This window comes from Bacillus sp. UNC125MFCrub1.1 (assembly GCF_000701305.1).
In the GTDB taxonomy this organism is placed as follows: Bacteria; Bacillota; Bacilli; order Bacillales; family Bacillaceae; genus Bacillus; species Bacillus altitudinis.
This window is the reverse complement of record NZ_JNIG01000009.1, coordinates 599453-613006: the sequence shown is the minus strand read 5'-3', so window position 1 is coordinate 613006 and position 13554 is coordinate 599453. Positions and strand designations below refer to the sequence as shown.

Genomic DNA, 13554 nt, shown 5'->3' with positions numbered 1-13554 from the left:
TGGCCTTTGATGACTTTTCCACGTATGCATTGATCTCCTTGCGGCAACACTTGTAGCAAGGGGGAATGACAAGTGAGAAAGTGTTTAAAAGGTTGGCCATTATTTGCATTTATTCTTTTTTTTGTTCTGATGATTCAAGGTGTTCGGGCGGAAGAAACATCCACGCTCGCCCAAATAGCAGAAGGTATGAAAAACCAGCAAATCGAAGTAAGTGGATGGACGCTTCATGCCAAAACAAATATAGACATTTCATCCGAACAATTTTCAAAAAAAGTGAAACGTTTGAAAGACGAACTACGACAGTATGAGTGGACCGAAAAAAAAGAGAAACATGTCACCAAAGTCACAGGAATTTACAAAGATGAAAAAAATGATACATTATCGAAAATTTTACTCGTGAAGACCGACACAAAATCAAACCAAAAGTCGTATTTATTATATGAGCAAAAAGGTGCTCGCCCACTGAATACCTGGGAGCATACATATGATCAGTTCGTACGTCATGCAAAAAGCATATTACAAGAAAAATTTGTGATTTTTACTTGTCTCGATGGTCATGTAAATGGTATGATGGATGTTGTTTTGCAAAAAAAAGCTGAAATGATAGCAAATGAATTTCAAGCAAAACCTGTTGAGTATCTCGTTGAGTCTAATTTTGTGTCGCTTTCCGCTTACACAGAGAAGTGGGAACAGTTCATTATGACTTCAAATGATAAAATGAATGTTCAAATTGCCATCAGAAGTTCGGAAATGAACGAAAATCATACGATTACGGTTGGCACACCAATCGTAACGACTGAATATTAATATAGAGAATTTGGGACGCGGAGGGGAAGACCTTGGAAAAAATCATCGTCCGCGGCGGTCAAAAGTTAAACGGCACAGTTAAAGTAGAAGGCGCAAAAAATGCCGTTTTACCAGTTATCGCTGCATCTTTGTTAGCAAGTACAGAAAAAAGCGTAATTTGTGATGTACCTACGCTCTCCGATGTATATACAATCAATGAAGTGTTACGTCATTTAGGAGCAGAAGTACATTTTGAAAATAACGAAGTATCAGTAGATGCATCTCATGCACTAGAAACTGAGGCTCCGTTTGAGTACGTCCGTAAAATGAGAGCATCTGTGCTCGTCATGGGACCACTTTTAGCTAGAACAGGTCATGCAAGAGTTGCATTACCTGGTGGTTGTGCAATTGGTTCAAGACCAATTGATCAGCATTTAAAAGGCTTTGAAGCAATGGGAGCTAAAATTCAAGTAGGTAATGGTTTCATCGAGGCTGAAGTAAATGGCCGTTTAAAAGGTGCAAAAATCTATTTGGATTTCCCAAGTGTAGGGGCAACTGAAAACATCATCATGGCAGCAGCATTGGCTGAAGGAACGACGATTTTAGAAAACGTAGCAAAAGAACCTGAAATTGTTGATTTGGCAAACTACATTAATGCCATGGGCGGTAAGGTTCGCGGTGCTGGAACTGGTACAATCAAAATCGAAGGTGTAGAAACACTTCACGGTGCAAAACACAACATCATCCCTGACCGAATTGAAGCTGGTACGTTTATGGTGGCAGCAGCCATTACTGAAGGGAATGTTCTTGTAAAAGGCGCTGTGCCTGAGCACATGACTTCACTTGTGGCGAAAATGGAAGAAATGGGTATTCAGATCATTGAAGAAGAAGAAGGTTTAAGAGTCATTGGACCATCTGAGCTCAAGCCAATCGATCTAAAAACAATGCCGCATCCTGGTTTCCCAACGGATATGCAATCTCAGATGATGGCGCTATTGCTTCGTGCAAACGGAACAAGCATGATCACAGAAACTGTGTTTGAAAATCGTTTTATGCATGCTGAAGAATTCCGCCGCATGAATGGCGATATTAAAATTGAGGGTCGCTCTGTGATAATCAATGGACCTGTTCAACTTCAAGGTGCTGAAGTGGCAGCGACTGATTTAAGAGCAGGAGCAGCACTTGTACTTGCTGGATTAGTGGCAGAAGGTCATACACGTGTCACTGAATTGAAGCATATTGACCGTGGATATGTGAACTTCCACCAAAAACTAGCAGCAATCGGTGCAGACATTGAAAGAGTAAATGATGAATCAGCAGATGTGACACAAGAACAAGTTGTATCAGATCTAAACGCATAATCATAAAAGAAATCAGTGTGTCCATTTGGGCATGCTGATTTTTTTTTAGAATCATAGACTGGTTGCATTTTCAAAAGCTTATCATTAGTGTATCCAATCGTTTTAAATTTTATTCATAAAGACGAACAGTAAATCAAATGATGAAGAGCACAAACATATCACCAAAAGACTTGTCCAATGAATGAAAGAAGCTGTCATATTAGCTTGTCCTTGCCCATAGGATAAAAGAGATTCAATGACAAATGGGGGCAGCCAATATGAAACCAATGATATGGACAATCGCAGGAATTTGCATCATCATTTTAATGATTCCAACCTTACTCGTGTTGCCGACGTTCCAAGGAAAACCAGCAGCCAGCCAACACGTAGCAGCAGAACCATCAGTTAAAAAAGAAGTGAAAGGTTCAGTCAAATTGAAACAATCACCCGTCTCCATTCCCGTCTACCGTTCAGCGCATCAGCAGGTAGAAAACATCCCCTTAGAAGAGTATGTGATCGGTGTCGTCGCTTCTGAAATGCCAGCCGATTTTGAAATAGAGGCGCTCAAGGCACAGGCACTCGCCGCTAGAACGTATATCGTCAGACAAATGATCATTGATAAAACCGTCAAATCTCCACAGGGTTCTCTTGTAGATGACACCCAAATGTTCCAAGTGTACAAAAATAAACAGGAACTGAAGAAAATTTGGGGAAAAGCGTACAATTGGAAATTAAAAAAGGTCACAGAAGCGGTCGCCAGTACACAAGGGAAAGTACTGACGTATGACGAAAAACCAATTGATGCTTCCTTCTTTTCAACAAGTAATGGGAAAACCGAAAATGCAGAAGCTTATTGGAAAAATGAAATCCCTTATTTGAAAAGCGTCTCAAGCAAATGGGACGAAAAATCACCCAAATTCCAAAACAAGAAAACCATCACAGTGAGCGAATTTCAGCAAAAACTGGGTGTGATCCTTGGCCAGCAGCAGGTGGGAGAAATTGTAGAACGAACACCAGGCAATCAAGTAGCCAAAGCCGTCATTAACGGAAAAACATTGTCGGGCAGAGACATTCGCGAATCACTAGGATTGCACTCTGCAGACTTTACATGGGAACGAAAGGGTCAGCAAATCGTGATTACGACAAAAGGGTATGGTCATGGTGTGGGCATGAGTCAGTATGGTGCACATTATATGGCACAGTCAGGCAAAAAAGTAGAGGCGATCGTGAAACATTATTATCAAGGGATAAAAATTGAATCAGCTGATCGCTTTCTGAACACATATATGGCTAAGAAATAAAAGCAAAGGTGCCTCAAAATGGGGGCATCTTTTTTTATGTGTGAAGAGGTATGAACAGAATGTGACAAATTGCGACTTAAGGCGCACCTCAGGAAATCTTAAACATTTACATCCCGACAAGAACCGATGGCCGATACAAAGCCCCTCGAAAGAATGAGAAAACGTGGGTGACAAAAGAGTCGCTAGGTGAATATATCTAGACATCTGACAGAATTTTAGTGATTTTGATGAAAGAGAAAAAGGGATCGAGTCCTATACCATTCCAAGACAGAATATTTTACGATTAAGATGTTTCAATCAAATACATAAGGAGGAAGGAAAAGCATGTTGAAAAAAGTATTTACACTCGTAACCTTAGCTGTATTGACATTATCAATGTCAATCTCTTCACCAGTATTTGCAGAAGCAGCATCAGCCAAAAAACATAAGAAAGATGTAAGAGTGACCATCTTACTTGATGCAAGTGGAAGTATGGCAAGAAAAGTGGATGGAGAGCGCAAATTCGATTTAGCAAAACAAGAGGTATTTAAATTTGCTCAGTCTCTTCCGAAAGATGCTAAAATCCGTATGAGTTTGTTTGGGTCTGAAGGAAACAACAAAAACTCAGGTAAAGCTCAATCATGTGAAGTCATTAGAGGCGTTTATGGCGTTCAGCCTTATGAAAAGGATAGTTTCGAAAACTCTCTAAACGGTCTTGGACCAAATGGCTGGACACCGATTGCACGTGCTCTTGAAAGTGCAAAGCAAGCGGATAAACAGCTTCATAAGGGAACAAAACACATTGTGTACTTAATTACTGATGGTGAAGAAACTTGTGGTGGAGATCCAGTGAAAGTAGCGAAAGAGCTTCATAACTCAAAAGGATCTACTGTAGTCAATGTGATTGGATTAGACTTTAACGATGGCTATGAAGGTCAATTGAAGCAAGTAGCTAAAGCTGGTAAAGGTCATTACTACCAAGCAAGCACTGGGAAAGAAATGGGTTCTATCCTTACAGCAGAATCATTAAAACTACACGAATAACTTGCTGAAGAAAAGGGAAACGATTGATTGATGCTTTCGTTTCTCTTTTTCTGTACAAATGAAAAAAAGGGAGATTTTTTAATGAAAAGAAATATTATATTAACCATTTTAGCGAGTCTTGTTCTGCTTCTTTCTTCACCAGCTCATGCTGTAACGAAAAAGGAGCCTGCTCATGTGGTGATTTTACTTGATTTAAGCGGAAGCATGGCACAATCGGTTGAAGGCGAAAAGAAAATCGATATCGCAAAACGCTCGATCCAAAGTTTCGCAAGTATTTTATCAGAAGATACACAAGTCTTGCTTCGTGTTTTTGGTCATGAAGGAACGAATAAAAATGCAGGAAAAGCCGTTTCTTGTGCAAGTTCCGAAGCAGTTTATGGATTTGGAACATATGAGCAAGCAACCTTTCAACAAGCGCTAAATGTGTATGGTCCAACAGGATGGACACCACTTGCCAAAGCATTAACTGATACGAAACAAGATTTTGAAGATCACCAAGCTAAAGGAAAAAATATTGTATATGTTGTCAGCGATGGTGAGGAAACATGTGGCGGAAGCCCATCACAAGCAGCGAAGCAATTACATGAAGAAGGTATTGACACAATCGTCAATATCATTGGCTTCGATGTAAATGAAAAAGAAGCAAAAAGTCTAAAATCTGTTGCCAAAGCTGGTGGTGGACAATATCAACCAGCAGCAAATGCAGAAGAATTGAATCATATTCTTCAAAAAGAAGCGAACTCTTTTGGTCAATAGGATATGAATAGACAGCTGGGGAGAAACCCCCAGCTGTTTTTTCATAAAGGATCAATTTAAAGTCGTTTCCAATTCATCAATCCGTTTCTCCACGTAGTGCTGATCTTTTCTTGCATGAAAGGTTTCGGCTTTTTCTAATATTGCGGTGGTATTGTATTCTGGAATCTGGGAATAGCTTTCGTAAACTCCTTTTGGTATTAACACGTTTCCTTCAGGCCAATAAACTGCGATATTTCCACGTTTCAGCTCTCCGAATTGAGCAACTCCTTGGTAGGATCCATATTGATTAAAAAGGACAACGGGATCGCCTTCTTGGACGTAAAGCTCTTTCGCATCTTCTTCATTCATCAAGATAGAATGCCGCTTTCCACCATTAAAGGCATCCTTTTCACTGTAAATCATAGAGTTGAATTGCTTGCCTCGTCTTGTCGTGATATTGAAATGCCCCTCAGTTTTTCGATATTGAGGCAGCTGTGCTGGAAGCAGGTGTCCTTTTCCATCCGGTGTTGGACACACCCCATCTTCGCAAAGCCATGCGCCACCCCATTGAAAGACATCCCCTTTATGACGCAAATGCTGGATCCCATCATAGTTCCGATTTGCGATGGCAATCTCACGACGAATGTCTTCAGCATGGTCAAAATGAATCAGCTTCACATCTTCTGGGCGAACTCTTTTTGCTAGGTCAATATAAATGTCCCATTCAGCTCTAGCTTCTTCAATGCGAGGTCCTTCAATTTCCGGACTAAAATACACCATGCGTTCCGTACTGGTTGATGTACCGCCACCTGGCTGTTCATATCTTGTCATTGCAGGCAGAACAATCACAGTCTCTTCTGCTTCTACCAGTGTAGAGGTGTTCAAAATAATATCTTGATGGACACGGAGTTCAAGCTCGGATAGTGCTTTTTCAATCGCTTCAGGATTTGGCATCGTTTCTAAAAAGTTTCCACCGCTAGTAAACAGCATCTTCAGCTTTTGCGGGTGTTCTTTTGGAAGAGCCATTTTTTCAAATGATTGCCCAATCGTGTCACCATGCCATTTTGGAATATCAAATCCCCATATCTTCTCGATTCTTTTAATATTCTCTTCATCAAAATCACTGCCGGGCAATACGAATGGATCGGCACCCATTTCGCCTGAACCTTGGACACCGCTATGGCCACGAATAGGCATAACGCCACAATGTTTTCTGCCAATAAATCCGCGTAACATGGCAAGGTTTGCGACTTGTGATATATTATCAGTTGCAAAGCGATGCTGAGTGAGACCCATACTCCAAATAAACACCCCTGAATTGGCATTGGCAAGCAGTACAGCGAATTCCTTCATTCTTTCTTTAGATAAGCCTGACGATGCTTCGAGATCCGACCATTTTAACTGAGTGACATGCTGTTTTACATCTTTTATGCCGGTTGTATGCGCTTGGATAAATTCATGGTCAAGAGCGGAATGGGGCGCTTGTTCCTCCATATCAAACCAATGTTTGATGACACCATTCATAAACGCAATATCGCCGCCTATATTGACTTGATAAAAATCATCCGCTATTTTTGTGCCGAATAAAGCACTTTCTGGGATAGAAGGGACCCAATATTTTTCCATTGCAGGCTCTTTATATGGATTGATGACAATGATCTTGGTTCCTTTCTTTTTAGCGGCGTACATATATTTAGTCGAAACCGGCTGGTTGTTTGCTGCAACAGAGCCCCAAAATATCAATACATCTGTTCCAATCCAATCACTGTAATTGCAGCTGGATGCACCTATACCAAGGGAGCGTTTAAGAGCGGTTTTGCTTGGTGAATGGCAAATACGAGAAGCATTATCGATATGATTTGTTCCAATAAATCGCGCAGCTTTCGCCGCAGTATAGTACACTTCATTTGTAATCCCTCTAGCCGTTAAATAGAAAGCAAGCTGACGTTTATCAATCGATTTGATTTTAGCGGCGATTTGATCTAATGCACTATCCCAAGAAATGCGTGTAAAGGCATTCTCACCTTTTTTTCGAATCAGGGGATAAGGAATACGCCCAAGTTTTCGAAGAGACGTGCTATCCATTTGTTTGAGCCGCTCAATATCTTCGAACCATTTTGGATCAATAGCTGGCATTGTGTTAAGTCGTAACACATTCAGTCTTGTCGTGCATATATGGGGTCCTGCTAGTGTTTGATCGTATAAACCTGATACACCAAGAGCACAGCCGTCACAAACGCCCTGAGTCAATATACGGTACGCATAGGGGAGATTATCTTTGTTCTCCCATGCCACTTTCATCGTGTCTCGAATGTGTTTCGGTTTTACTTTTCCGAGCCCCATAGGAGCAAAAGAGGCCCATAGCTTTGGTGAGGGTTTTTTGTTGAGTTTAATAGGCCCCTTGTGTTTTGTTTTTCCCATGATATCGTCACCCTCCTATCATTTTGTAAAGCGTTTTCATATCTAAAAATTACCTGTAGATTGTCATTCTGTCAAATTCATATTAAGAGCGGACCGTGACAGAAGAAGGAGCAGTAAGATTTGATTCACGAAGTTGTTTAATGTCCTTCCGAATGAGAAGAGATATGATAAACGCAATGAAAAATAGGCCAGAGAAGACCATGAGACTTTGTGTGTAATTGCCTGTAATGTCACGAATAAAGGAGGAAAATAAAGGTCCTGCTAAACCAGCAGCGGCCCAAGCGGTGAGAATATAACCGTGTATGGCACCTAGCTGCTTCGTACCAAATAAATCTCCGATATAGGCTGGAATTGAAGCAAACCCTCCTCCGTAACACGTATAAATGATTGCCATCACGATTGAAAAGATGAGCGGTTCTTTTAAGTAGGGAAGTAAGGGAAAAGCAATGAGCTGTATAGTAAAGAAAATCGTATACGTATTTGGCCTTCCGATATAATCAGAGAAGGATGCCCATCCGATCCGTCCTAGCCCATTAAAAGCACCTAAAATTCCAACAAGAGTAGCTGCTGCACCCGCCGTGAAACCAACACTTTCTTGAGCAAGCGGTGATGCTACAGAAATAATAGCAATTCCGCATGTGATATTAATAAAGAGCATGACCCACAAATAATAAAAACGCCGTGTTTTAATGGCTTCATTTGCGGTGAGCTGTGATAAATCTTGAGGAATTTTCCTTTGGCTTGTTTTTAGCACGTTAAATTGTTTGACATCATCAGGTGTTGGTGGTGATAAATAAAGAGATGAAACGACCATGATGATAAAATAAGAGATTCCGAGAATATAGAAGGTATTTGCAATATCAACTTTTTCAATGAGAAATTGAATAATGGGACTGCAAATCAGAGAAGCAAATCCAAAACCCATAATGGCTAAACCCGTTGCGAGTCCTCTTCGATCTGGAAACCATTTGACTAATGTTGATACTGGAGCAATATAGCCTACACCTAATCCGATTCCAGCGAGTACACCATAAAATAAATAGAGGAGAGGTAATGAAGACATGTGGACAGCAAACCCTGATCCAGTCATCCCAATGCCGAAGAAAATAGCTGAGAAGAGCCCTGATGCCCTCGGCCCATACTTTTCAACGAAATGCCCCATAAAGGCAGCTGATAAACCTAAAAATAAAATAGCGATGCTAAATGTCAGGCTTATTTCTGTTAATGACCATTGAAAGGTTTGATGTAAAGGATTCGTAAAAACACTCCATGCATAAACAGATCCGATAGATAAATGAATCCCCACAGCACTTGTAGCGATCAGCCAACGATTTTTTGTTTTATTCATTGTGTTCCCTCCATATAAAGCAAACAAAAAGTTTGATAAGATAGAAATATGTTACATTTTTATGACTTTTTAAAATAATATCACAATTCGTCTGGTTCATATAACTAAATTTGTGTTGAAAGGAAGATCAGATCATGAATCCTTCTGTTAAAACGAAACGGCGCATACACCAATATCGCAAAGGTCAAATGACATGTAAAACAGATGAAGTTGTAGAAGAATTCCCTTTAACCGTGCTGGTAAATGGTGAAGAGTTTGTCACACTCGTTTGTTCACCAGATCATTTGAAAGAATTGGTGATCGGTTTTTTAGCTTCAGAAGGAGTCATTCGATTTGAAAAAGAGATTAAAAGGTTTACAATAGATGAAAGTATGGGTTTTGCATATGTTGACTTACATCACTCAACTCATTTCCAATCCTCAGATTTTACAAAACGAGTGATCGGATCTTGCTGTGGGAAAGGAAGGCATTTTTATTTTCTCCAAGATGTGAAGACGGCAAAAACAGCCATTGACCGAATCAGTATTTCTGCTGAAACTTGTATTCATTTAATGAAATGTTTACAGGAGGAAAGTCAGTTATTTCAACATACTGGTGGTGTCCATAATGCTGGACTGTGTGATACAGAAAAGCTATTCATCACTAGGACGGATATAGGACGGCATAATGCGTTGGATAAAATCTATGGATATTGTTTACTTCATAAAATCCTACTGAGAGATAAAATCCTTGTATTTAGCGGCCGGATATCATCTGAAGTTCTGTTGAAGGCAGCAAAATTAGGAGTATCAATCGTCATATCAAAATCAGCTCCTACTGAGTTAGCACTTAAAATGGCAGAAGAATTAAATATTACAACAGTTGGATTCGTAAGAGGAGAATCTTTTAATATCTATACTCATCATCAGCGTATTACAGAATAGGAGGCTAAGTATGGTCAGTATTTTGGATAAAAGACATCGGCCATTGCGCGATTTAAGAATATCCGTAACAGATCGCTGTAATTTTAGATGTACGTACTGTATGCCTGCTGAAATCTTTGGACCAGATTATCCTTTTTTAGATAAAGAAGAGCTGCTTAGCTTCGAGGAAATTGAACGACTTGCTGCGCTTTTTGCAAAGGAATTAGGTGTGGTGAAATTACGTATTACAGGCGGTGAACCTTTAATGCGTAAAGATTTGCCCGTTTTGATAGAAAAACTCGCAAAAATTCCAGGTATTGAAGACATCGCGATGACAACCAATGGAACGCTGTTACCTTTGTACGCAAATAAGCTAAAGAAAGCAGGTCTGAATAGAGTCACCATTAGTTTAGATTCTTTAAATCCAGATCGTTTTAAGCAGATGAATGGAAGACACATTTCTATCCAAAAAGTATTTGATGGGATAGAGGCTGCAAAAAAAGCTGGACTTGCTATTAAGATCAATATGGTTGTCCAAAAAGGTGTGAATGATCAAGATATCTTACCAATGGCAGCCTATTTTAAAAAAGAAGGACACATTCTACGATTTATTGAATTCATGGATGTTGGCAATACGAACAAATGGAACCTCAAGCATGTATTGACGAAAAAAGAGATTATGGAGCTAATTCATTCAAAATACCCTATCAAACCAGAACCTCCTCGATATCAAGGGGAAGTAGCCAATCGTTATTTTTATGAGGATGGGTCAGGAGAGATTGGTATTATTTCTTCCGTTTCAGATGCTTTTTGTGGATCTTGTAATAGAGCTAGACTATCTGCACGTGGCGAATTATTCACCTGTCTTTTTGCATCATCGGGTTTTGATCTGAGACGATTCATCCGTAATTCAGAAAATGATGAATACCTAGTGAACATATTGAAGGAACTTTGGTCAAACAGACAGGATCAATATTCAGCTGAGAGAGAGCAAAAGAAAGATCAGAAAAAAGTTGAGATGTCCTACATCGGCGGGTAATGACAACAAAGTATCATGATCATCGATTTTTGAAAAGAAGAGAAAATGCTATAATCACTGTTGAAAATCTTCTTTTAACATCAGGACAATCTTTCCTATAAGGCTCGGCCCCATAAAAAAACAGCAGAGATTCTGCTGTTTTTTAAAATGCTATTTTGTACCTCAAAATTGACGGAGTAAGGATGAAAAAGAGATTTTTATTCATTTTGTCCTGCTTTACATTGATAGGAACTATGCTAAGATCAAATCAATCTTTACCAACTCGATTTTTTCACTCCTGGAATCTGTCCTTTATAGGCAAGCTCACGAAAAGCAATTCGAGACATTTTAAATTTTCTCAAGTAACCTCTAGGACGGCCAGTTAATTCACAGCGGTTTTTTAAGCGAGTGGGTGAAGAGTCTCTAGGTAGTTTCTGCAAAGCTTCATAGTCACCTTTTTCTTTTAGCTCTTTCCTTAATTGTGCATATTTCAAAACGAGCTGCTGCCGCTTTTTTTCTTTTGCTATCTTTGATTTCTTTGCCATTTAAAACCCTCCTGGTTTAAGTGTGTATGTTCCATTGAAAGGGGTCTTCAAACGTTGTCCAATCTTGATCAAATTCTTCAGGTGTAAGTAAGCATTGATCTAGTGTACGAATAATATCTGCTTTAGGTAAATCTACACCGATAAATACAAGTTTTGTATGTCGATCACCAAACTCTACATCCCACTCATCTAGAATGTCTGGTTCCTGATTTAAGATCCGTGATCGTTCTTGCTCAGGCAAGGCAGCAATCCAGTATGCGATTGGTTCAATTGCCACAGATTTTCCGGCTTGTGAAATTAAAATGGTTAAATCATGATGTGTCGCTAGCCATGTAAATCCTTTCGCTCGAACGATTTGCTCTGGCATTTGATCTAACCATGAATTCAGTCTGCCAGTATGAAAAGGGAGCCTTCTTTCATAAACAAAAGATGAGATTTGGTATTCTTCTGTTTCAGGCGTATGCTGAGAGTGTCCAGCATTAATTTCTTTGATCCAGCCCGCAGAAGCACTAGATTTTTCAAAATCGAATAAACCAGTATTCAAAATATCACTAGGCTGTACATTACCTTTAGAGGTTCTAATAATGGTTGCTTCTGGTTGAAGTTTGGTTAACACATGCTCAAGCCGATCTAGTTCTGATGCTGATACAAGATCACATTTATTGATAATGAGCACATCACAAAATTCAATTTGATCAATAAGTAAATCGGAAATCTCTCGTTCATCATCATCTGAAACTGCTTCTTTACGATCCAATAAACTTTCTCCTGACTGGAAATCTGTCCAGAAACGGTTTGCATCTACCACCGTTACCATCGTGTCTAATCTGCAAAAACGTGTCAAATCTATGCCCATTTCTTCATCAATGTAAGAGAAAGTTTGAGCGACAGGAATTGGTTCACTAATACCTGTAGATTCAATAACAATATAATCGATATTCCCAGCCTTACAAAGGCGTTCTACTTCAATTAATAAATCTTCTCTCAATGTGCAACAAATACAACCATTAGATAGTTCAACCAGTTTCTCATCTGATCGAGAGAGTTCGCCGCCTTGCTTAACTAATTCCGCATCAATGTTTATTTCACTCATGTCATTGACAATAACAGCTACTTTTAGCCCTTTACGATTCTGAAGAACATGATTCAATATCGTGGTTTTTCCAGCTCCTAAAAAGCCGCTTAGAACTGTGACAGGTATTCTTTTATCCATTTGTTTTAGTCCTTTTGAACATGCTCATTTTGTATGCCGCCTCACTTATATAGTAATGATTACGATTTAAATCTTAAAAATTATTTTGTTTCCCGATGAAGGGTGTATTTCTTTAATCGTGGAGAATATTTTTTTAACTCCAATCGGTCTGGGTTCGTTCGTTTATTTTTTGTAGTGATATAGTTTCTGTCACCTGTTTCAGTACAGGCTAAGGTGATTTTCACGCGCATAATTGCTATAATCCTCCTTTATTTCGTAATGATTACGATTTGTATTTTAAAATGATAAAGGCTGATTGTCAAGTTTAGTATCAAGTCTATACCAACTCAAATAAAAAAGGGGTATCGTATTTCATTGATACCCCTTTTCATTAATAAAAGTCACCAAGTTCTTCTTCGTAATAATCTTCGTACTGTTGGACATCAGTAGGGAGTTCTTGGAGAAAGGCTAGCCCGCCTAGTATAAACATCAAAACGATAGCGATGAATGAGAGAATAACGGCGGCAATACTTGAAATCGCAAACAGTGTTTGCATTTTCATCATCTTAGCATATTGTACCAATAATTCTTCGTAAGAAGTATCAGGCGCTTGAATCAATTGTTCAGCTGCTTTCACGGATTTTTGGACATGAATTCCCATCATAATCAGAAAAACGCCAATGGCAGCAGGAAGAACAAGCCAAAACCCACTGAGGATGGACAGACCACCTGAAATATAGAGAAAGATGCTCCCAACCTTTCCCCACTTTGTTATTGAATGAAGAGATTGAATGATTTTCTCAGTTTGTTGCAATTGTGTTCACTCCTTTATGTACTCATTCTTTATCATACTGGAGCATGTAGTACTTTAGGAAGAGTGAATGTTGATCAATTGATTTTTTTTCATCATTTATTTACTTTTTATGATAATTAAATGATTTTC

The 13554-nt window shown here is 39.2% G+C and carries 13 protein-coding genes; 7 read left to right on the top strand and 6 right to left on the bottom strand.

The window, feature by feature from the left end; translation table 11 throughout:
• Nucleotides 1-72 precede the first annotated feature (72 nt).
• The 5 genes from N521_RS03330 to N521_RS03310 all read left to right on the top strand — a co-directional run bounded on the left by N521_RS03330 (nt 73) and on the right by N521_RS03310 (nt 5206).
• The gene (locus tag N521_RS03330; protein ID WP_035389789.1) at nt 73-807 is read left to right on the top strand and encodes a YwmB family TATA-box binding protein; all 735 of its coding nucleotides are present in this window, start codon (nt 73-75) and stop codon (nt 805-807) included.
• 32 nt (nt 808-839) lie between these two features.
• Nucleotides 840-2147 (top strand): UDP-N-acetylglucosamine 1-carboxyvinyltransferase, encoded by a 1308-nt coding sequence (murA, locus tag N521_RS03325; RefSeq protein WP_007497616.1) that lies wholly within the window; start codon nt 840-842, stop codon nt 2145-2147.
• A 257-nt stretch (nt 2148-2404) separates the two neighbouring features.
• Complete coding sequence (spoIID, locus tag N521_RS03320) at nt 2405-3427, top strand: stage II sporulation protein D (RefSeq protein ID WP_035389787.1); 1023 nt, start codon at nt 2405-2407, stop codon at nt 3425-3427.
• Nucleotides 3428-3751: 324 nt separating this feature from the next.
• Nucleotides 3752-4450, top strand: coding sequence for a VWA domain-containing protein (locus tag N521_RS03315; RefSeq protein WP_008343379.1), 699 nt, complete (start codon nt 3752-3754; stop codon nt 4448-4450).
• A gap of 81 nt (nt 4451-4531) precedes the next feature.
• Complete coding sequence (locus N521_RS03310) at nt 4532-5206, top strand: VWA domain-containing protein (RefSeq protein WP_025208129.1); 675 nt, start codon at nt 4532-4534, stop codon at nt 5204-5206.
• A gap of 51 nt (nt 5207-5257) precedes the next feature.
• On the opposite strand, the gene N521_RS03305 is transcribed toward N521_RS03310, so the two are convergent.
• Together N521_RS03305 and N521_RS03300 are read right to left on the bottom strand one after the other, a co-directional pair.
• Nucleotides 5258-7606 (bottom strand): FdhF/YdeP family oxidoreductase, encoded by a 2349-nt coding sequence (locus N521_RS03305; RefSeq protein WP_035389785.1) that lies wholly within the window; start codon nt 7604-7606, stop codon nt 5258-5260.
• 82 nt (nt 7607-7688) lie between these two features.
• The gene (locus tag N521_RS03300) at nt 7689-8954 is read right to left on the bottom strand and encodes an L-lactate MFS transporter (protein ID WP_025208127.1); all 1266 of its coding nucleotides are present in this window, start codon (nt 8952-8954) and stop codon (nt 7689-7691) included.
• A 134-nt stretch (nt 8955-9088) separates the two neighbouring features.
• Here N521_RS03300 and fdhD point away from each other — a divergent pair, with 134 nt between their 5' ends.
• On the top strand, nt 9089-9877 hold the full coding sequence (gene fdhD / locus N521_RS03295) for a formate dehydrogenase accessory sulfurtransferase FdhD (protein WP_025208126.1): 789 nt from the start codon (nt 9089-9091) through the stop codon (nt 9875-9877).
• 10 nt (nt 9878-9887) lie between these two features.
• Entirely contained in the window at nt 9888-10895 is a 1008-nt protein-coding gene (moaA, locus tag N521_RS03290) for a GTP 3',8-cyclase MoaA (RefSeq protein ID WP_025208125.1), read from the top strand.
• A gap of 254 nt (nt 10896-11149) precedes the next feature.
• Here moaA and rpsN read toward each other — a convergent pair whose 3' ends face one another.
• The 4 genes from rpsN to N521_RS03270 all read right to left on the bottom strand — a co-directional run bounded on the left by rpsN (nt 11150) and on the right by N521_RS03270 (nt 13425).
• Nucleotides 11150-11419 carry a 30S ribosomal protein S14 gene (rpsN, locus tag N521_RS03285; RefSeq protein ID WP_008343369.1) on the bottom strand — a complete coding sequence of 90 codons (270 nt, stop codon included), beginning with the start codon at nt 11417-11419 and terminating at the stop codon, nt 11150-11152.
• Nucleotides 11420-11435: 16 nt separating this feature from the next.
• Complete coding sequence (locus N521_RS03280; protein ID WP_025208124.1) at nt 11436-12632, bottom strand: GTP-binding protein; 1197 nt, start codon at nt 12630-12632, stop codon at nt 11436-11438.
• 80 nt (nt 12633-12712) lie between these two features.
• Nucleotides 12713-12862: a 50S ribosomal protein L33 gene (gene rpmG, locus N521_RS03275; RefSeq protein ID WP_003214771.1), complete on the bottom strand. Its 150-nt coding sequence runs from the start codon at nt 12860-12862 to the stop codon at nt 12713-12715.
• 140 nt (nt 12863-13002) lie between these two features.
• Nucleotides 13003-13425: a DUF5362 family protein gene (locus N521_RS03270; protein WP_025208123.1), complete on the bottom strand. Its 423-nt coding sequence runs from the start codon at nt 13423-13425 to the stop codon at nt 13003-13005.
• Nucleotides 13426-13554: the final 129 nt, after the last annotated feature.